This is a genomic window from Nocardiopsis alba DSM 43377 (assembly GCF_000341225.1).
GTDB classification, from domain to species: Bacteria; Actinomycetota; Actinomycetes; order Streptosporangiales; family Streptosporangiaceae; genus Nocardiopsis; species Nocardiopsis alba.
This window is the reverse complement of the sequence record NZ_ANAC01000034.1, coordinates 19,769-38,919: the sequence shown is the minus strand read 5'-3', so window position 1 is coordinate 38,919 and position 19,151 is coordinate 19,769. Positions and strand designations below refer to the sequence as shown.

The window sequence follows — 19,151 nt, the reverse complement described above, 5'->3', positions numbered from 1 at the left end:
TCCTCATCTGCTACAAGCATCTGGCCAAGCACAGCGAGGACTTTTGAGATGAGCTCTTAGCCGCGGCTCTTTTACCACGTCTCATAACTCGATTTTTTGAGAAGACGCCCAGGTAAGCTACTCCCCCCGCAAGGAGGGTGGTGGCCGAGAGCATCGTTAGTTGCCACAGGGTCGGCGTGGCGGTGAATCCGGCCATCGCTGCGGTCGCCTGCATCAGGCAGGATGCGGCGACTATCGCTACTGCTTTTCCATGAGACATCCGACCCACACAGACACCCTAGCCTCCTCCTGAAGGCGATGTCGGTGGAATGAAAAAGAACTTGTGACGTCATTCATCCCATGATCCGACCGCCAGAGGCTTTCTGTGTCAGCCTCCCGCCTTCCCGAATGCGGCGTCCCATCCCCGCGTACGCGGGGTTCAGTGGGAGTCCGACTGGGCCGGGGTCACCAAGGTCGGTCCATCCCCACGTGCGTGGGACTCAGAAAGCGTGGGGCATATTTAAATATGGCGCCGCCGGTCCATCCCCACGTGCGTGGGGCTCAGGAGGAGACCGCGACCGGCGGCCAGGTGTTGTCCGGTCCATCCCCACGTGCGTGGGGCTCAGTTGATCCCCGCGTCCGCCTACAGCTCCGAGGACGGTCCATCCCCACGTGCGTGGGGCTCAGGTCTCGGGAGACGGGGCCTGGGTGGAGGGGACCGGTCCATCCCCACGTGCGTGGGGCTCAGGTGGATCTCCCTGGGGATTTGCGTCATCGGGCTGGTCCATCCCCACGTGCGTGGGGCTCAGGCGGGTGAGTTCGGTTACCTCCAGGCCCACCTCGGTCCATCCCCACGTGCGTGGGGCTCAGTTCCCGATCCGGCCGGACCGGGGGTCTGGGCTCGGTCCATCCCCACGTGCGTGGGGCTCAGGACATCAGGGTCCTGGACGAGGGCCTGGAGGTCGGTCCATCCCCACGTGCGTGGGGCTCAGGGAAAATGACCTGCGGAAACAGAGGCCGTTATCTTCCCGCAACCTTCACCACGAAGCGACATCCGCTCCTCACTCATCCCTACCACACCCCCACAGAGCCGACCGGCACTCACGAACACCCCACCGACTTCAGCCATCCCCACACATGCGGGGAGCAGCGTCGGCGAAGCATGGCATCCGCTGGGACCGTCAGCCATCCCCACACATGCGGGGAGCAGAAGACCACTACCGGTCTGCTGATCATCAATTGGCAGCCATCCCCACACATGCGGGGAGCAGTCTGTCCGGCGGCCCAGGCGCCGGTGCGGTCGGCAGCCATCCCCACACATGCGGGGAGCAGTCTTCCTGACCTGCAACGCTATCCCGAGCAACCCCTCATTTCTGCAAGTTGTCGAGAAACAGACAAACCCGACACCCCTCAACCACCCACCCGAACACCACTCCCCCACCAGTCTGGACATCCTCGTGAGGAACAGAGGCGAAGGTGGCCCCGACGGACCCACGACTTCAGGGTTCCCCGCGGGATACCGTGATCCCGCTCGATCTCGCCCCAACGGAGCAGACGTCCGTGCGCCCTACCCATCGGGCCGTCTCCGGTACTCCGGAGGCAAGACCGCGATGCGATCTTCGACGTCCATCACGAGCACCCTTCCACGTAGGCGCGCAGCACAGATGGAAGGAAGCTTCCCTCACGGGCAGCTCGGACGAGGCCGGCGTCCCAGAGGTATTGGTCTACTCGGAAGTGCTGGATCGGTGTCTCAGAAACTCGCTATTCCTCCTCGCTTACCGCGACATTGTGTCCACGGTACCGAGGAAGCGCATCACCACAGACCCTCACCAGATCGAATCTGAAGATCTGCGGTGATGCGCTTCAAGGAAACGGCGGCTAACCGGCCCATTCGTCTGACAGGATCGAATGAACGATGGAGTCTCGCCACGCGGTACCGGTCCATAGATGTCGCCGGATACGGCCTTCCTCGACCATCCCCATCTTGTTCATCACGGCTTCGGACGCGGGGTTCTCCGGAGACCGGGCGCCCCAGATCCGGGCCAGACCGAATTCGGCGAACCCCAAGCGGAGCAAGAGCTGGACGAGCTCCGCCCCCAGTCCGCGCCCCCACATGTCATGACGAAGTGCGAAGCCGATCTGGGCGGAATGGGGACGCTCGTCCTTCGCTAGCCTGGCGGCACCGACCAGTTCCCCACCATGGAGCACTGCGAGCATGTAGACCGTGCGGGGATCGCCCTTCGCATCCTTCACGGCGGAGTCGATGATGGCCCTGCACTGATCCAGTGTGCGAGGCGTGAAGCTGAGGTGTTCGACGGTCTTGGAGTCGCCGTAAACGGTGTGCAACGCCTCGGCGTCGGAGGGTTTCAGCTCTCGTAGAGACAGGGCCGAGCCATCGAGGGAAATAGGAACCATGGTGAGAGGCTAACGACCGGCCGTGATAGCCGCTGCGGGCGTCTGAGCGTACGTCTCGATCTCCTCCCTGAGCTGACGTACAACTGCACTCCCGGTGTACTCGGGCCTGCGGAGAGGTTCGTGAACCCGCATCACGCTTCGCAGAATGCCAGAGATCCGTTGCTGCGCAGGCAAGTCCAGTACCGGTGCGAGTGCTTCCCGGGCTCCCTCTACCTCGCCGAGACACACGTGAGCGAACGCCAGATCTGCGCGAGCCCCAGCCTCGTCGCCGAACGCCCAGTCGTCGCTGTTCTGCTCATGCGCGGATTCGTAGGCGGAAACAGCGCGCTGCGCCGACTGCTTGGCCTGGTCCTCCTCGCCGGGGACCCAGATGCGCGTCTCCGCTTCGTAGTATGCCTGTCGGCAGGGGGCGAATCTCATCAGGCCGCCCATGCCGTCGAGATCATCGGGCTCTACCGCGGCTCGCAGATCCTCGGCCCGATTGAGAGTGTGCAGGGCCTTCTCCCCGTCTCCGAGCGCTGCCCAGGTCCTCGCGGTCTGAGAGGCAAGCCACACGGCTCCGCTCCCGGTGCTGTGCTCTGCGAGGCCTTCAGCCGCTGTGGCGTAGCGTGCGGCCTCGCTGGTCCAACCGGCCCAGTAGGCCATCAAGCTCTGCTGAGCCCGCACACGGACCATGAGGCCGGGGTGTTCGGCCTGATCTGCGCAGATCGCGGCCGTCCGAGCCTGCTTCATCGCCGACTGGGGATCTCCGGTGTCATGGCTCGCTTTGGCCAGCATGAGGCTGAGAACGCCGGCGAGGACATACAGGTCCTTGCTCTGGGCAGGTTTCTGCCTCCCCTCCAGCTGCACGAAGGTGATGTCCTGGGCCTCGATGAGATCACTCAGAACCTCGTTCAGCGGGACCCTGGGGTAGACGCTCGCGATACGGGCGGTCTCTTCGTAGAGCGCCTGGATCGTCTCCGCTCCAGTGTTGGATCCCTCCACCAGGGATCCGAATCGCACTGCTCGCCTGGCTGCCATCTCGACCTGCCTTTCAGAAGGTGTGGCTTGATGTTGTTCCTCGAAGGGGGGACGGGGGGCCGCTCGCTGGGGCGGAAGCGGATGTTCCAGCGGCGAGGGCGACTGGCTGACTCGCAGCAGGACGGCCTGCTCAGCCTGGTCCAAGCGGTCAAGGGCTTCCGCGCTGAGCAGGCTCAGAGGAGAGGTCCCGTATAGCCGCGCGAACGCAACTACCTGGACTGTTTGAGGGGCACGGCCTCCTTGCTTCGGCCACAGCTCCAAACGGCTGATGGAAGTTTGGTCCAGCCCGAATCCGGGTGTCGCCTTCGTGAAGCGCGCTGCTGCTTCGTTCTGGCTCCAACCGTGGAGAAGCCGATATGCGGCCAGAGGAGTCACACCGGATTCGGTCCGGATCTCTTGAGCGATCTCGTCATCTGATCGCCCTTGCTTCCGCATTCGGCCAACGAGGGAGCGAATCTGCGCTTTCGTCCACTTCGTCATCGCGCTCCTTCTGGGGGTTCGGTTACAGAGTGCCCGAGGATTCCGCAACCGCAACGGCGAAGATCATCAGCGCAACCCCCAAGGCCGCATAGAAATGGCTCCCAGCCCTCATTTCCCCAGGTCAGTAGCTGGATTCAGTTCATAGAAACTATGCCGCCGACCCTGGTGCTTTTCGGATGTAGTCCGTGTTCGATTGGGAGCTACAGGAAGCCAGCCAGGTACCGGCACGCATAGTCAATCCAGCAGAGGTGAGAAACATGGGAACGGGGCTGAACGTAGCGCCCCCGCTTCCTCATCGCGCCCCGGGCTACTCGAACGGCGAACTGAAGAAGCAAGCCGGCCGACATCACGCTTCGATCTTCAGCTCATCCTCGAAGGTCGCGGTCGCAGGGGCACAGCGGTGCGCGCGCATGGTGACCGGGCTTCCATCCAACGAGGCGTCGGACCCGGAAGTAGCGGTCAGCGAACTGGCGACCTGACGTAGGAGCGACAGACCTCGCCCCCTATTGATCGGCGCGACGGTGCGGTGAGCACGCCCGGACACAGCGGAGAGAGCAACCGTCCCCTGGCCCGCTCGTCCCGCGCTGTCGCGCCGCCCAACCACGAAACCGCAGCAGGCAAGACCCCGAAAAACTCCACGTGAGCAGCCGCTCACGTGGCCGTGTGGAGTCCAAGCTCGCCCCGCACACCCCGGGAAGGACCCCCGACCCGGTCTTAACGAACAGCGATTCCAAGGAGGAACCGTGAACGAGAACACCCCCCAGAGCTACGAGGAGCCCGTCCTGATCGACCTGGGCGACGCCCGCGACCTCACGCTCGGCTCCGCTCAAGAGGACACGGCGGACCTGAACCAGGCCCGCTACAACTAACCCCGGTCCCGGGCGCGGACCTGTATGGTCCGCGCCCGGCCCCGTTGGAAGGAGGACCTGGTGCCGGACGCACCCGCACAACCCACGATCCGGTTGAGTCGGTGGGACCCCCGCCCGATCCGTCAGATCGGTGCGGGGTTGTCGGTGACCCTGTTCGGTGACTGCCTGTCCAGCGACCAGGACGTAGCCGACCTGATCTCCACGAGCACCACCCCGGCTCGGGCGATGGTCCGCGTGCTAACGCTTCCCGGACGCTTCGGTGCCTTGGTCAGTGACGGAGACAGGGTTGCCGTCGCTGGTGATCTCGCCGGCACGGTCCGATGGTGGTGGGCCCGCCGCCGCGATGGCGTTCATGTGGCATTGAGCCCGCTGCCGCTCGCGCGGTCGCCCCAACCACGGGTTAACCCCTTGGCGCTGGCAGCGCACCTGATCCTCCCCGACACTGTTCCCGGCCTCTCGGACGATTCTCTCTACCTCGGGGTACAGGCACTCTCTCCCTCCCGCATCCTCGTGATCTCCGGCGATCACGTGAGCACCGAGCGGCGCCCGAACCCGCCTTCCGTCTCTGTCCGTGACGCCCCCGACGCTTTCGCTGAGGCGCTGACGGAGTCCGTCAGAGCCCACACCGCTGGAGCCGTAACCGTCTCGGCGGATCTGTCCGGGGGGTTGGACTCCTCGACGGTGGCACTGCTCGCCGCCCGGAACTCTCGGCCGGTTACGGCGTTGACCTACACCGACCCCTACGCGGTGAACGACGATGATGCCGGGTATGCGTTCGCGCTCGCCCAGGGCGAGCCCGGCCTAGAGCATCAGGTCCTCACCGGAGGCCGCGATGAGCTTCCGTTCACCGGTCTGGCCTCGGCTCCGTTCACGGACCTGCCGACCCTGGATACGCCGCTGTACACCCGTACTCGGTTCCGGCTGGCCCCGGTAGCGGGAACGGGTGTTCACCTGGTCGGAGACGGTGGTGATGTTGCGCTCGGGGCGCCGATCACCTACGTCGCCGACGGAGTCCGTCTCGCCACCGCAGGTCGGTTCCTCACGGAGTGCACGGGGTGGGCACGGCTGCGACACCGGCCGGTGCATCGTCTGGTGCGTGCGGCGGTCGCCGTGTCTCGGATGTCGTATCGGACTGCGCTCACGAACGCGGCTACCGAGCTGGAAACGCTGCGACCACGCCGTGCCGAGCATGTGCGGGTCTTCGAGTCCTCTATCTCCTGGCTTCAGGTGAGCAAGGTCGCCCGCTGGGCGACGCCTTCGGCGCGAGCCCAGGTGGCCGAAGCGCTCCGGGTCTGTCGCCCCGGGGGCGAGGAGGACGGAGCCGACGCCCATGCGAGGCGGATCATCCATGCGCATGGGAGCGCGACCCGATCGTTCCTGCATGTGGCCGCTGGCCTGGACGTGCCTGTGGTGGTGCCGTTCTTCGACTCCCGGGTTCTGGCCGCGTGCTTATCCGTGCCTGCCTGGCAGCGCACCACGGTGCGTCAGGCCAAGCCGCTCCTGCGCCAGGCATTCGCTGATCGGCTCCCGGCCGACCTGTTCGCCAGGCGCACCAAAGGGGACTACTCCGCGTGCGAGTACCACGGCCTCCGCGTCAATGCTGGCGAGGTGCGTGCGTTGTTGACCGACTCGCGCCTGGCCGACCTGGGCATCATCGACCCCGCGGCCGTGCGCACCGACCTCGAAGCGGCGATCAGCGGGGCACGCGCGCCGATGGGCGCGCTCAGTCAAGTCGTGGCCACCGAGGTGTGGCTACGACAGCTCGAAACGTACGCGGGAGACGTATGAACATGGTCGCCTATATCCCTTCTGAGTCCGTGAAGTTCGTCCTCCAACAAGACGGCGGAATGCTGCTCGACCTGAGCAACGGGCACTTCTACGGGCTGAACCCCACAAGCGCGCTGCTCTGGAATGCGCTTATCGGCGGCACCGACCCTGAAGAGCTGACCGAAAACCTGTCCGCTGAAACAGGAGCGGACCCCCAGATCGTGAAGGCCGACGTCACCCGGCTCGTGCAGGACCTGTGCGAGCGCGGCCTACTGAGCCCGGAGGGAGAATGACGACTCCGATGGCTCTCCCCGCCGGCCCGTCCCGACGCCCGCGGCTGCCCCATCGTCTCCTGGGCGCGCTCGGTTTCTGGTCGGCAGTGCTGCTGCTGCGCTTCCCGCTCAAGTACAGCGTGAAGACCCTGACGGCACTCAAGCACCGCACCCGACCTGCCTCCGTTTCCGAGGCTGCCGACGCGGTCGCCGCAGCACGAACTGCTGCCCGGCGGTTCCCCGGACGGGCCGCTTGCCTGGAACTCAGCCTGGCCGCAGCCCTGACCGGGATACTGATGCGCAAGGCTGTGGACTGGTGCATCGGGGTACGCCTGATGCCCTACGCCGCTCATGCGTGGGTCGAAGCAGAGGGAACCCCGATCGGGGAGCAGGAAGAGCCGGACCGCCCGTTCATCGTGATCACTCGAACCTGAAAGGCATCATGGAGTACAACCCTCGCGTGTCCGCTGCCCTGGCGGCGGTACCCGAAGACGTCTACACGCTCAACGCGGACGGATCTCTCGTCACGCAGACCACGGCCCGAGAGCGCATCGCCGTCACCCTGGACGGGCTCGATCTCCAGCCCGGCATGAAGGTGCTGGAGATCGGAACGGGTTCGGGCTACAGCAGCGCTCTGCTGAGCGAACTCGTCGGCCCCTCGGGGACGGTGGTGACGGTAGACGTCGTCCCGGAGCTGATCGAGCGGGCGCGAAGGCTCCACTCCCAAGGAGGCCGGAACAACGTCGTGCTGTTGGCGGCGGACGGTCACGAGGGTGCCCCCGAGGGTGCTCCCTTCGACCGCGTGGTCGCCTGGACGACCCCGGAAGCGATTCCGCACGCCTGGGTCGAACAGACCCGTCCTGGTGGGTTGATCGTTGCCCCGGTCGAGTTGGCAGGGTTGGTCAAGACGCACGCCGTGGTGACCGCAAAGGTCGGCGAGGGCCACGGGCTGAAGGGCTTGGCGTTGGCTCAGGGCGGGTACGTCGAGATGCACGGGGCCGACCTCGACCAATGGACGGTTCCGCCCCGAGGCGTTGACGCTCGCGCGCAGGACGACCAGGGCGCGACGTGGTGGATCGCGGGGGCGTGGGCGAAGGAGCACCCGGCCGGCGCCGAGAGCCTGCTGGCTCGGCTCGCTGACGGAGTACGGACGGTCCGGGTGTTCGAGGACGGCGACGACCCCGCAGAGTTCCGGGCCTGGCTGTACGCCACACATCCGAGCGAGCTGGTCGTCCTCGGAGGGCCTCAGGGGTTCGGCATCGGCGTGGCCGACGCAGCCGGTGCCTTCCTGTTTCGACCGGTCGGGCTAGATGCTCTCACCATCGGCGCCCCCGCTGAGTCCACGGCTCGCGGGTGGGTCCAGGAGTGGCGAACCGCCGGCTGCCCGGGATGGGCGCAGGTGCGCCCTGTGCTCCGCCGGGAGGGCAGTGGGTGGCAGGTGCGTGCAGAGCGAAGCGAACCCGCCCATTCTTGACCTCACTCACTGGTTGGCCTCCTGCACGCTCAGGCCACAGTGGTCACACATGACAGGGCCTCGCTCGGTGATCCGGGTGAGGTCCTTCGTCTGACACTGCGAACACCGCTCGGTAAGCCGCCGCACCCCCAGCAGCGGTACCAGAGCCAGGCGAGCGGCACGGGTGCCCCTCAGCGTGGCTCGGGCGGACGCGACGGCCCCGGGCGGCGCTGGGTAGCGGTAAGGGGCGGCGGCCAAGACACCGGTGAGCGCGTTCAGACAGGAGTCGCAGAGTAGGACGTCGGGAACGTCGGAGGCGCAGACGACCCATCCCCACGTGCGTGGGGCTCAGGTGATGTCCTCGCGGATGATCTCCCGAAGTTTCGGTCCATCCCCACGTGCGTGGGGCTCAGCGTGTTGCAGTCTCCGAGCAAGTCGGGACAGCCGGTCCATCCCCACGTGCGTGGGGCTCAGCACCTCCCGGGGTCTCTAGAGCGCCTGGGGCGCGGTCCATCCCCACGTGCGTGGGGCTCAGGTTGCTGGGGGTGCTGGTCATACTGGGTGGGTCGGTCCATCCCCACGTGCGTGGGGCTCAGGAGGGTGGAGGAGACCATCGTCAGGCCGAGCTCGGTCCATCCCCACGTGCGTGGGGCTCAGACCGTCCTGCTCTGGGTCGGTCTGGGAGTCGGTCCATCCCCACGTGCGTGGGGCTCAGGGAAAATGACCTGCGGAAACAGAGGCCGTTATCTTCCCGCAACATTCACAAGGAGGCGACCTCCGCCCCTCACTCATCCCTACCACACACCTACAGAGCCCACCGGAACTCACGAACACCCCACCGACTTCAGCCATCCCCGCACACGCGGGGAGCAGGCCTCGATGTCTTCGAACGGCCCCTCAATGACAGGATCATCCCCGCGTGAGTGGGACCCAAGCCTCGTCTCGTTCATACTCGGCGAGCTACACCAGCCCATCCCCGCATACGGGGGTGCGGCCCCGACCTGTCCGAGCGCAGCGGGGATGTCAGTGGCAACTCAGACAACGTGTCGGTGGTCGGCGCAGTAAAGATGTCAGCAGCCCACCTCCTTCGCCCCCTGCTCCGGGCGGACGATTCCGACAAAAAACCCTGGCCAAACGAGGGCACCCGACAACACACTGTCGCCATGTACTCCGACGCCGATGCGGCCGCCCTCTACGACATCCTCAACCCCTGGGGCCCGAGCGATGACTTCTACCTCTCCCACGTCATGGCCTCTACGTCCGTCCTCGACGTCGGCTGCGGTACCGGCATGCTGCTGCACCGCGCCCGCGAGCGCGGGCACACCGGACGACTCTGCGGAATCGACCCCGACGACGCCTCACTCGACCGGGCACGCACTCGCGACGACATCACATGGGTGGAGGGCCGAGCCGAGGACATGGCGTGGGAGCGAAAGTTCGAACTCACGATCATGGCCAGCAATGCCTTCCAGGTGTTCGTGACCAACGACCAACTCCACTCCGCGCTGAGTGCGATCCGGAGGGCGCTCACCCCAAGGGGAAAGTTCGTGTTCGGTACCCGCAACCCCCTCGTCCGCGCCTGGGAGGGCTGGACCCCGGAACATGCCACCGATGTGGTCGATCACCGGGGACGTGCCCTGAGGGTGTCGCACTACGTCGAGTCCGTGAACGGCGACGTGGTCACGTTCACCGAGACCACCGCCACCCGCGAAGGCGAAACCCTCCGGGTCGACGCAGGCAGCCTGCGCTTCCTGGACACGGAGAACCTCGACGAATTCCTGCACGAAGCCGGGCTGGAGGTGGAGGTCCGCTACGGCGACTGGTCACGGGCTCCTTTCACGGCCACGAGCGACAACATCGTCACCGTCGCCCGCACACGCCCCGGGACGGTGGTCTGAAGCCGGAACGGCTGCCCCGAGGACTTCCTGAACACTGACATCTTCCCTGTGTCGAGCGCCATCACCTTCACTGCGGCTCGACACGACCCCCGGGAACACGGGACCTGGCGTCCCCATGTGCGTGGGGCTCAGGGGCGGCGTGAATGAGTACAGCCCCATAGTGGAGGTCCATCCCCACGTGCGTGGGCTCAGGCGCGAGTTTGGGGGAACTCCGCACGGGCCTTCGGTCCATCCCCACGTGCGTGGGGCTCAGATGGCCAAGCCCGTGTCCGGAGCGCCGCGGCCACGGACAGAACGGCCACGTCATTCCAAGGACAGCTCATTCGGCGACTACTCGACCGGTTATGAGTACACAAGTACAGACAAGCGCCCCTGGCATTTTCCTGTGTTATAGCTTGTTCGGCATGAATTCAAGTATCGCGCTCGACGCGCTCGTGCATGAGGCGAATCGTCTGTCGCAGGAAGCCGATGGGCTATCGGAGACCGAGTGGGATCGGCCGACACGATGCGAGCCGTGGTCGGTGCGCGAACTGCTCGGACACATCCGTGTCGTACTCGCGTGGGTTCCCGAAATGCTGGCCGCCCCTGCTCCGGAGGCCGCCGACATCGATGCGGTCGAATACTATCGCCCGGATGCACGGTTCAGTGAACAGACCAACACCGCGCGTATTGAACTCGCACGAGATTATGCGAACCAGCACGTCACCGGTGCTTCTTTGGTCAAGGATTTCACGGCCACGTGGCAGCGCGTCGAGGAAATGAGCCGACAGGAGTCTGCTGGGCGCGTGGTGAGAACGCGGCACGGCGATGCCATGTTGCTGTCCGATTTCCTGCTGACGCGGGTGGTCGAGGTGGCCGTGCACGGCCTGGATCTGGCGGACGCGTTGGAACGCGACCCCTGGCTGACCCCGGAAGCCGGCTCGGTCCTGCTGGATCTTCTCGCGGGCCCTGATCACATTCCAGCCATCGAAGCGCTGGAATGGGACCCGGAAGTGTTCCTGCGCAAGGCGACAGGACGCGCGGACCTCACCGACGAAGAGCGAGCCGAGGTGACGAGGCTCGGCGTTCAGTGGCTCACGCTCGGCTAGTGCTCTGGCCGGAAACATTCACCCGAGTGCCCTCACCCCGCGGTCGCCAAGGGGTGTTCTCCCCGCCCGGTCCGGCCCAGCCCCACATGCGTGGGGCTCAGGTCGTCGACGGTGGCAGCCTCTCGGGGGCAACCGGCCCAGCCCCACATGCGTGGGGCTCAGGGAAAATGACCTGCGAAAACAGAGGCCGTTATCTTCCCGCAACCTTCAACCGGAAACAACCTCCAGCCGCCCACCGGCTCAGCTCAGAGTCAACTGATAGACGGCTCGGCTACGGCCCGGCCCCTTGAAGTCGGTGATGACGGAGACGCCGTTGATCTCGTGGTCGCCGGGGACGTTCGTGAAACCGAGGGCGATCCAGCCGGCGTGCGCCGCCTGGTTGTCGGGTTCTGAGGTGAGGTAGAGACGCCGACAACCCCACTTCTCGGCCTGGGAACGCACGTTCTGCAAGAGCGCTCTGGTGATACCGCGGCATCGGTGATCGGGATGGGTCATGACGTCTTGCACGTAGATGTCCGCCGGGTCGTCCTGGCTGCGGAAGGCGATCACCGCTCCGGCGACGGTGTCATCGGTGTTGATGGCGACGGGGCAAGTGGAGGAGAACAGGGTGGCGTAAAGCCAGTAATCGGACAGGGTACGTGCGGAGATGTACGGCTCGCCGAGTTCCATGAGTTGTAGGACTTCGCCGATCCGTTCAGGGCGAAGGGGAGTGACGATCACGAACGCTCCTCGATATGGATCTTGTAAACGATGATGGTCGACCGGCGTGCCATCGCGGCGGGAGCAACAGCGCTGCGGCACTGCGACCGACATCGCTCACACCACGCACGCAGGTGGAGCGACCTCCCTGATCACTAACGTTGTTCGCCCCTTGACGCCCCCTTCTCGCCATCATCGACGGTCAGGTCCGGTTCATCGACCTCATCACCCGTTAGGACCCCATGAGCTCTGATCGGATCACCGACGCCAAGGCCCAACTGCGCCACAAGGTGTGGCAGCGCCTGGACTCTGTCCAAGCGGGCCGTTCCGGCCCCGTGAACGGCAAGATCCCGAACTTCCACGGCGCGGACAGAGCCGCCGGACACCTCACCGCCCACCCGCGTTGGCAGAAGGCCCGGGTCGTCAAAGCCAACCCCGACAAGGCCCAGACCGAAGTCCGTCTAGCCACGGTGAGAGAGGGCAGATTGCTGTACATGGCGGTGCCGAGAATCGCCGGCGCCGACCCCTTCTACCTCCTCGACCCGAGCACCCTCACGGCTCCTGCGGATATCGCCGTCACCGGCGCAGGAGCCGCCGAACACGCCTCGCGTACCCGACCCGCTCGCATGCGAGCGGTGGACGTGATCGTCTGCGGCAGCGTCGCCGTCAACCTCGACGGAGTCCGCCTGGGCAAAGGGGCGGGGTACTCCGACATCGAGATGGGACTGCTCGCCCAGGCCGGACTCGTCTCCGACGACACCCTCATCGTCACCACCGTCCACGAACTCCAAGTCCTGGACGAGCCCATCCCTGAAGCCGAACACGACGTGAGCGTCGACCTGATCGTCACCCCCGACGGGGCGATCTCCTGTCCGCCTCGCCGCCGCCCCTCGGGAATCTCCTGGGAGGATCTATCGGAACAGAAGATCGCTGCGATCCCGATCCTCCAGGAACTGCGTGAACTCGCGGCCTCGGATCCGGAGGGTCCGCCCCACAACCGGTAAGGAGGCCGGGGCTCTTTGTGTGGCTGCTCCGATGTGGGAGCTCGGGTTCGGTCGAGGAGAACCGTACCTGTACGCCGAGCGGCGAACCACCCAGGTCGACGGCCTCAGGAAGCGAGAATGTGAAGTAGAGCGATGAGGGTGCCCGAGCTCTGGATACGTCCCTTGGAGATCAGGCCGCGGACTTCGGCCAGAGGCACCCATTCGTAAACGCCCTCGTCGAACTCGGTCGGATCCGCCACCGGTTCGGCGTCACGGCCGACGAACACATGGTGAGGGCTGCGGACCGTGCCGATCATCGGCTCGAAGGTGGCCACGTGCTCCACCGAGCCGACCTGGTGGCCGGTCTCCTCCAAGGCCTCACGTACGGCGGTCTGTTCCGGAGTCTCCTCGGGGTCCAAGAGCCCGCCGGGCAGCTCCCACCCCCAGACATCGGGCACGAACCGGTGCCGGTAGCTCATCAGGACATGCTCACCGGCCCGGTCCACGATGGCGATCACCGCAGCCGAGAGCAAGGTGACCGTGTGGTGCTCGAACCTGCTCCCCGAAGGTGTGGTGATATCCGCTTTCCCCAACCGCACCCACCGACTGTCATAGATGGCGCGTTCACCGTGAACGACCCAACGACCTCTACCGTCCTCAGAGCTCTCCCTGTGTCCCATGCGCCGAACCTACGTGACCGGACGCGGCATGGGACGGGGACCGCCTCCACGAAGCGGCTCTGCCTGATGGAGCCAGGACGGAAGGCATGGACAAACGTGGGCGCGGCCCCTTGAGGACCGTGGATATGCGCTCGGGGCGCGGCCATCGCATCATCGGGATCTTGTCGGACCGTTCGGTCCATCCCCGCGTGCGTGGGGCTCAGGGCGGCCAGACGGCGGTTGCGGTCTTGGAGTTCCGGTCCATCCCCGCGTGCGTGGGGCTCAGGGGAAAATGACCTGCGGAAACAGAGGCCGTTACCTTCCCGCAACCTTCGCCGCGAAGCAGCCTCCGCTCCTCACCCATCCCTACCACGACCGTCCTCGACCGAACCGTGCCGGAGGAGACCACCCTCCACATCCCGGCATCGGCCAGGCCCGCCCCTCCCCCCACGACCCCGGTCGCCGATCGGGCTCATCACCCGATCGGCGACCGACCACCCCACCTACGTGGGGCTTCCTCCGTCCCCTAGCGACTACTCAGTCCGCACGATGGACGGCCTGTTCGGGGGCGGGACGACGACCCCACTCCATCCGGCACCAGGGCGGAGCCAACCCCGTCAGGTCGTCGATCGCCGTCGGAGCCAGATCGTCGATGGGAAGGGCGCTCTCGTGGTGGGCGAAGACCGAGTCCACGTAGCGGTGCCCGGTGTCGGCCGCCACGAACACCACCCGTCGGCCCGTACGCGCCGCCTCCCAGCGGGCCACCAGGTAGGCGGCCCCGGCGGACAGCCCCGCGAAGACCGCGTGGCGACGGAGCAGGTCCACGCTCCCCGCCAGCGCGGAGTCGAAGGAGGTCCAGTGGAGGATGTCGTAGAGGGTGTGGTCGACGTTGCCGAAGGGGATGGAGCTGCCGATACCGGCGATGATGATCTGGGGATCGTCGACGCCGTCGCTACCGAAGGTGACGCTGCCGAAGGGCTGGACCCCCACCAGCGGGGTGTCGGGGAGGCTTTCGCGAACGTAACGCGCCAGCGCCCCCGTGGAGGCGCCCGACCCGACCCCGCCCACCAGGGTCAGCGGCCCGGTCCCCACCTCCTTGAGGATCCGGTCGGCGACCGCCCGATAGCCGAGTCCGTGGACGGCGTCGTGGTATTGGCGCATCCAATGGAAGTGCGGGTTCTCCCGGAGCACCTCCTTGATCCGGTGGACCCGACGATTCTGGTCCAGGGACAGATCTTCAGAGGGAGGCATCCGCTCCAGGGTCGCTCCGAGGACGGCCAGTTGGATCCGCAGGGGATGGTCGATGGTGGTGGAACCGACGATGTGGCAGCGTAAACCGTATCTGTGGGCGGCCAGGGCCAGCCCGTAGGCGTAGATACCGCTGGAGCTGTCCAGCAGGGTGTCACCGGGGCGGACCACCCCGGTGTCGAGCAGGTGGCGTACCGCCGCCAGGGCGGACGCCACCTTCATGGACTCGAAGCGAAGGCACAGCAGGCCCTCGCCCAGGTCGATCAGATCAGGTCTGGCGATGGCTTCGGATACGTGGTCGTCCAAGATCGCTCCCCTGGGTTCAGGGTGTTCCTCGAAGAGGTGGAGAAGACCCGGGTCGGGGTGAGTCCCTCCCGCCCGAGTCGGTCGACCGCCGCGTCGACGCGGGGTCGTAGATCGGGGTCGGTCGCGTCGAAGAGCACACCGGCGACGTTGCCGCTGTGCGCCACCTGAATACCCACCGCGCCGCAGGCCCGGGCGATCCCGCGCAGGGAGCCGAGCTCGGTCTTGGGCAGGATCCGTTGGTTGAGGATGGCGCTCTCCGTACACACGTGACCCACCCCGGCGGCGTCGCGATCGGTGATCGCGACCCGCAGGGCGAAGCGCAACCGCTCGTAGACGGCGACGTCGTTCGGTCGTACCTCTCCCGGAAGGGCGAGGGTGTCGACGGGACGACCGTCACCGGTCAGGCAGCCCACCACGACCAGTTCGGGCAGGGCGGCCCCGAGGTCCTCCAGGACCCGCCCCTCCCGCTGGGCGAACAGCAGGGGCCGTTCACCGAACATGACCGGGTCGCTGGCGCCCTCGGCCGCCACCGCCACCCTCGCCACGACCTCCACGGGAAGTCGGACGCCCAGACCCGCGGCCACCGCGCGCACGGCGGCGGTCACGTCACCGGTCGAGGAGCCCATTCCCAGACCGGGCGTCGCGCCCCCTCGTACGCTCAGGTGACCGCCGACCGGCCGGACCCCGGCACGTCGCGCGCATTCGGCGACGGCCAGTTCGGCGGCGCGGGCCGCCTTGGTCCGATCCGGTGGATCCACGGTCACGCCCGTGGGCGCGCCGACGGAGAAGGGGGTGAACACCGCGCGGGTGGCGGGTTCGGCCATGGGCAGGGTGACCAGGCCGCGGGTGGGTCGTCCCCGCCCGTCCAGGAAGACTCCCTGGAGTACCTCACCGTGGTGGCAGGTGGCCTGTCCGGTTCCGAGGGTCACGCCTCGGCCTCCTAGCGATATCGATAGAGCAGGGTCGGTTCCGCGCTGAACTGGGAGAACGGGAAGGGTTCCGCCGACAGCGCCGTGACACCGGACCCCAGGAACCGTCGGGCGACGGCGGCACCGCTCTGGGCGTAGATCACCAGGGGTGTCCCACGCTCCCGGCAGCTTTCCAGGATCCGGTCGAAGGTGCCGTTGCCCAGGGTCATCCCGGTGGCGACGACGGCGTCGGCCTCGGACAGGACCTTCTCCATGTCCGGTTCGACGGGGTCGCCCCACTGGGTGCGACGCAGGTTGAGATCGCAGGGCAGACACTCGCCGCCGCGTTCACGGATGGCGGCGACGAGCGGGTTCACGACACCGATGAGGGCGATCCTTCGGCCCTCGGGGTCGGGAAGGAGTCCGGTGACCGCCCGGTCCCGGGCCACGGCCCGTTCCTCGGGGGTCCCGAACGGGAGGGGGACGGCCTCGGCCCGGGGGTCCTGGGAGTGGGGCTCCTTCTGCGCGAGGTAGGCGTCCAGGGCGGCCAGGCGCAGGGGCGCGGGGCCTTCGAACAGTTCGGCGAGGGGGCGGCCGGAGTAGGCGGCGCACACGTCGGGATCCAGGGCGCCCTCTTCGAAGGCGCAGGCGCCGAAGGCCCTGCCGATGCGGACGAGGACGTAGCGGTTGAGGTAGGTGACGTCGCCGCCGGCCAGACGCGTGCCGTGCTGGACCCAGAAGACGCTGGTGGCGATGGGAAGGTCCGGGGTGTCGAGCACGGTCCGGAACAGGGTGTCGAGGTCTCTCATCGGGCGTCCTCCCTCGTGAGGCGGAAGAGGTAGGTCAGGACGCCGTCGTTCCAGTCGTGCCGGTGGTGGACGTGCGCGGTGAAGCCCTCGTCGACGGCGTGGCCGATGATGTGCCGCAGGTCGGCGGTGTTGGAGACGATGAGGTGGACCTCGCCTCCGGGGGCGAGCAGGTCGCGTTCGGCGATCTCGCTGAAGAAGGCGTCGGTGACGGCGGCGCCCGCGCAGACGTTGCGGACCACGTCGGGGTCCTCGCTCACCGGTCGGCTGACGGCCGGAGGGTTGAAGGTGATCACGTCCAGGCGTGTGCCGTCGGGCAGGGGGTCGAAGAGGTTTCCGACGCCGAGGTGGAGGGTCCCGGGGCCGTCGTCGCCGACGATGCGTCGGTAGCCGGCCTCGGTGGCCTCGACGCTCGCGGGGTGGACGTCGAGGGCGTACACGTGGGACGCGCCGCGCAGGCCGGCCACGATCGCCTCCACGCCGAGGCCGACGCCCATCGCGGCGTAGGAACGTCCGCGCACGTCGATCTCGTCGTCGAGGAGGCGTCGGTGGATCATCCGGCTGGTCTCCCCGGGGACGAAGACGCCCGGCGGGACCTCGAAGTCCCATCCGTTCCAGGAGTAGTGACGCAGGGTGTGGAGGTCGGTCTTGGGGCGGTTGAGTTCGATGATCCGTTCCGCGGGCAGGGGCGGGGGGAGTTGATCGATCAGAAGGGGTGTCACAGGGGGTCCTTTCCGATGGCGGGGGGGCTTCGGGGGTGTGGGTGGTGTGGTGAGGGAGAACGTGGCGACGCGTGTTTGAGCGGTGACTATAGTAAAAATGAAAACCGTTGTCACCCCCGATTCATCTCACGAATCCCGACGATTCCGGCACACCCCCACGTGTCGTCCCCCCTCCACGGACACGCCAACCCCTGCACACCAGGGCCTCCCACCCACCCCAGGTCGGGTTCGGCGATCCCGGTAGCGAGTGATAATCATTTTCACTAGAGTGGCCCCGACCCACCTCGAACGATCGGAGATGAGAGCTCCCGTGCCCTCGACGACACCGCCCACGACCGACGCCCGGCGCTCCACCCCGCTCCGGCGCCCGGACTTCGTCCGCCTGTGGTGCGCGACCACCGCGTCGGGGCTGGCCACCTGGGCGATGCCGTTCATCCTCGGCCTGGCCGTCCTGCACGGCTCCCTGAGCGCCGTCGCCCTCGGACTGGTCCTGGCCGGACGCACCGCCGGGTTCCTGGTCGCCGTCCCCCTGGGCGGGGTGCTCGCCGACCGGCACCCCCGCCGCGCCGTGGTCCTGGTCGCCGGGCTCACCGCCGCCGCGGCCACCCCCGTCCTGGCCCTGGGCCTGGACACCTCCACCGCCCTGATGACCCTGGCCGCCACCGTCGTCGGCGTGGGCCAGGGGGCCTGCCGCCCCGCCTTCCAGGCGCTGACCGCCGAGGTGGTCCCCCTCGAGGAACGTCAGCAGGCCAACGCCGCCCTGACCTTCTCGGTACGCGGGGTGACCCTGCTCGCCCCGGGCCTGACCGCGTTGGCCGCCACCGTCACCGGCCCCGGCACCCTCCTCATGGCCACCATGGTCCTCTGGCTCGCCGCCGCCCTCCTGCCCCGAGGCGGAACCCTCGCCACCGAGGAACGACCGGAGCGCCGCCCCTTCCACGTGGAGTTCCTCGAAGGGCTCACCGAGGCACGACGCCACCCCTGGTTCCTGTCCGGGCTGGCCGCCCTGACCACGGTGATCGCCCTCGGCTACTCGGCCACCAACGTGCTGCTCCCCCTGGCCGGCCGCGACCACTACGGCACCGAGGCGGTCCTCGCCGGAGCGCTGACCGCCTACACCGCCGGCGCCCTGGTGGGCGCCCTCCTCATGTCCCGCTGGCGTCCCCGGGCCCAGGGCCTCTGGGCGCTGTTCGGCCTGGGCCTGTACGCCCTGGCCCCGCTGAGCCTGGCCTTCCCGGTCGGCGCCGTGGTCGTGTTCGCCGCCTACGCCGTGGTGGGGCTGGGCGTGGAGCTGTTCAACGTCCCCTGGTTCACCGCCGCCCAGCGCGAGGTCGCCCCCGACAAGCTGGCGCGGGTGTCGGCCCTGGACTTCCTGTTCGCCTACGGGTTCGCCCCGGTGGGCCTGGCCCTCATCGCCCCGGCGGCCCAGGCCTTCGGCTTCGAGGCGGTCCTTCTGGCGTGCGCCCTCCTGTGCGTGCTCGCCCCGGCGTTGGCCGCCCTCGCCCCGGGCGCCCGCGACTTCCGCACCCCGCGCTCCCCCTGACCCGGCGTGCCCCGGGCGAACGTCGCCGCCCGGGGC

General features: G+C 67.3%; 17 protein-coding genes and 2 CRISPR repeat arrays. Of the genes, 9 read left to right on the top strand and 8 right to left on the bottom strand.

What is annotated here, in order from left to right; translation table 11 throughout:
- Window positions 1–454: 454 nt before the first annotated feature.
- Window positions 455–971: a CRISPR direct-repeat array (repeat unit 29 nt; unit sequence CGGTCCATCCCCACGTGCGTGGGGCTCAG).
- 886 nt (window positions 972–1,857) lie between these two features.
- On the bottom strand, window positions 1,858–2,394 hold the full coding sequence (locus D451_RS0125410; RefSeq protein WP_026125367.1) for a GNAT family N-acetyltransferase: 537 nt from the start codon (window positions 2,392–2,394) through the stop codon (window positions 1,858–1,860).
- Between the two features lie 9 nt (window positions 2,395–2,403).
- Window positions 2,404–3,378 (bottom strand): hypothetical protein, encoded by a 975-nt coding sequence (locus tag D451_RS26905; RefSeq protein WP_020379977.1) that lies wholly within the window; start codon window positions 3,376–3,378, stop codon window positions 2,404–2,406.
- 1,259 nt (window positions 3,379–4,637) lie between these two features.
- On the opposite strand from D451_RS26905, the gene D451_RS28005 reads away from it, so the two are divergent.
- From D451_RS28005 to D451_RS0125370, 7 genes are all read left to right on the top strand, one after another.
- Window positions 4,638–4,763 (top strand): lasso RiPP family leader peptide-containing protein, encoded by a 126-nt coding sequence (locus D451_RS28005; protein ID WP_017536503.1) that lies wholly within the window; start codon window positions 4,638–4,640, stop codon window positions 4,761–4,763.
- Between the two features lie 24 nt (window positions 4,764–4,787).
- A complete protein-coding gene (locus tag D451_RS0125395; RefSeq protein WP_108914094.1) occupies window positions 4,788–6,551 on the top strand; it encodes an albusnodin/ikarugamycin family macrolactam cyclase in 1,764 nt (587 codons plus the stop codon).
- On the top strand, window positions 6,548–6,823 hold the full coding sequence (locus tag D451_RS0125390) for a PqqD family protein (protein ID WP_017536501.1): 276 nt from the start codon (window positions 6,548–6,550) through the stop codon (window positions 6,821–6,823). The genes D451_RS0125395 and D451_RS0125390 overlap by 4 nt, the downstream gene beginning before the upstream one ends.
- 8 nt (window positions 6,824–6,831) lie before the next feature.
- A complete protein-coding gene (locus D451_RS0125385) occupies window positions 6,832–7,236 on the top strand; it encodes a lasso peptide biosynthesis B2 protein (RefSeq protein ID WP_017536500.1) in 405 nt (134 codons plus the stop codon).
- Between the two features lie 26 nt (window positions 7,237–7,262).
- Window positions 7,263–8,276 carry a protein-L-isoaspartate O-methyltransferase family protein gene (locus D451_RS0125380; protein ID WP_241463388.1) on the top strand — a complete coding sequence of 338 codons (1,014 nt, stop codon included), beginning with the start codon at window positions 7,263–7,265 and terminating at the stop codon, window positions 8,274–8,276.
- A gap of 302 nt (window positions 8,277–8,578) precedes the next feature.
- Window positions 8,579–8,970: a CRISPR direct-repeat array (repeat unit 29 nt; unit sequence CGGTCCATCCCCACGTGCGTGGGGCTCAG).
- Between the two features lie 448 nt (window positions 8,971–9,418).
- Complete coding sequence (locus D451_RS0125375; RefSeq protein WP_017536498.1) at window positions 9,419–10,153, top strand: class I SAM-dependent methyltransferase; 735 nt, start codon at window positions 9,419–9,421, stop codon at window positions 10,151–10,153.
- Between the two features lie 404 nt (window positions 10,154–10,557).
- On the top strand, window positions 10,558–11,241 hold the full coding sequence (locus D451_RS0125370; protein ID WP_026125365.1) for a maleylpyruvate isomerase N-terminal domain-containing protein: 684 nt from the start codon (window positions 10,558–10,560) through the stop codon (window positions 11,239–11,241).
- Window positions 11,242–11,481: 240 nt separating this feature from the next.
- Here the strand turns inward: D451_RS0125370 and D451_RS0125365 are convergent, their stop codons facing one another.
- Window positions 11,482–11,961 (bottom strand): GNAT family N-acetyltransferase, encoded by a 480-nt coding sequence (locus D451_RS0125365; protein ID WP_026125364.1) that lies wholly within the window; start codon window positions 11,959–11,961, stop codon window positions 11,482–11,484.
- A gap of 221 nt (window positions 11,962–12,182) precedes the next feature.
- On the opposite strand from D451_RS0125365, the gene D451_RS0125360 reads away from it, so the two are divergent.
- Entirely contained in the window at window positions 12,183–12,944 is a 762-nt protein-coding gene (locus D451_RS0125360; RefSeq protein WP_017536495.1) for a 5-formyltetrahydrofolate cyclo-ligase, read from the top strand.
- 104 nt (window positions 12,945–13,048) lie between these two features.
- Here D451_RS0125360 and D451_RS0125355 read toward each other — a convergent pair whose 3' ends face one another.
- From D451_RS0125355 to D451_RS0125330, 5 genes are all read right to left on the bottom strand, one after another.
- Complete coding sequence (locus D451_RS0125355) at window positions 13,049–13,603, bottom strand: NUDIX hydrolase (protein WP_017536494.1); 555 nt, start codon at window positions 13,601–13,603, stop codon at window positions 13,049–13,051.
- Window positions 13,604–14,119: 516 nt separating this feature from the next.
- Window positions 14,120–15,136 (bottom strand): pyridoxal-phosphate dependent enzyme, encoded by a 1,017-nt coding sequence (locus tag D451_RS0125345; protein WP_017536492.1) that lies wholly within the window; start codon window positions 15,134–15,136, stop codon window positions 14,120–14,122.
- Complete coding sequence (locus D451_RS0125340; protein ID WP_017536491.1) at window positions 15,094–16,065, bottom strand: GHMP family kinase ATP-binding protein; 972 nt, start codon at window positions 16,063–16,065, stop codon at window positions 15,094–15,096. Before D451_RS0125340 ends, D451_RS0125345 begins: the two co-directional genes overlap by 43 nt.
- Before the next feature lie 11 nt (window positions 16,066–16,076).
- Window positions 16,077–16,853 (bottom strand): Rossmann-like domain-containing protein, encoded by a 777-nt coding sequence (locus tag D451_RS0125335; RefSeq protein WP_017536490.1) that lies wholly within the window; start codon window positions 16,851–16,853, stop codon window positions 16,077–16,079.
- Window positions 16,850–17,572 (bottom strand): class I SAM-dependent methyltransferase, encoded by a 723-nt coding sequence (locus D451_RS0125330; RefSeq protein WP_017536489.1) that lies wholly within the window; start codon window positions 17,570–17,572, stop codon window positions 16,850–16,852. Before D451_RS0125330 ends, D451_RS0125335 begins: the two co-directional genes overlap by 4 nt.
- Window positions 17,573–17,870: 298 nt before the next feature.
- Here D451_RS0125330 and D451_RS0125325 point away from each other — a divergent pair, with 298 nt between their 5' ends.
- Window positions 17,871–19,115 carry an MFS transporter gene (locus D451_RS0125325; protein ID WP_394296806.1) on the top strand — a complete coding sequence of 415 codons (1,245 nt, stop codon included), beginning with the start codon at window positions 17,871–17,873 and terminating at the stop codon, window positions 19,113–19,115.
- Window positions 19,116–19,151 lie beyond the last annotated feature (36 nt).

Coding starts and splice junctions, on each gene's coding strand:
- D451_RS0125410 (WP_026125367.1), bottom strand. CDS start 2,394: ATGGTTCCTATTTCCCTCGATGGCTCGGCCCTGTCTCTACGAGAGCTG.
- D451_RS0125395 (WP_108914094.1), top strand. CDS start 4,788: ATGGTCCGCGCCCGGCCCCGTTGGAAGGAGGACCTGGTGCCGGACGCA.
- D451_RS0125390 (WP_017536501.1), top strand. CDS start 6,548: ATGAACATGGTCGCCTATATCCCTTCTGAGTCCGTGAAGTTCGTCCTC.
- D451_RS0125385 (WP_017536500.1), top strand. CDS start 6,832: ATGGCTCTCCCCGCCGGCCCGTCCCGACGCCCGCGGCTGCCCCATCGT.
- D451_RS0125375 (WP_017536498.1), top strand. CDS start 9,419: ATGTACTCCGACGCCGATGCGGCCGCCCTCTACGACATCCTCAACCCC.
- D451_RS0125370 (WP_026125365.1), top strand. CDS start 10,558: ATGAATTCAAGTATCGCGCTCGACGCGCTCGTGCATGAGGCGAATCGT.
- D451_RS0125360 (WP_017536495.1), top strand. CDS start 12,183: ATGAGCTCTGATCGGATCACCGACGCCAAGGCCCAACTGCGCCACAAG.
- D451_RS0125355 (WP_017536494.1), bottom strand. CDS start 13,603: ATGGGACACAGGGAGAGCTCTGAGGACGGTAGAGGTCGTTGGGTCGTT.
- D451_RS0125335 (WP_017536490.1), bottom strand. CDS start 16,853: ATGAGAGACCTCGACACCCTGTTCCGGACCGTGCTCGACACCCCGGAC.
- D451_RS0125325 (WP_394296806.1), top strand. CDS start 17,871: ATGAGAGCTCCCGTGCCCTCGACGACACCGCCCACGACCGACGCCCGG.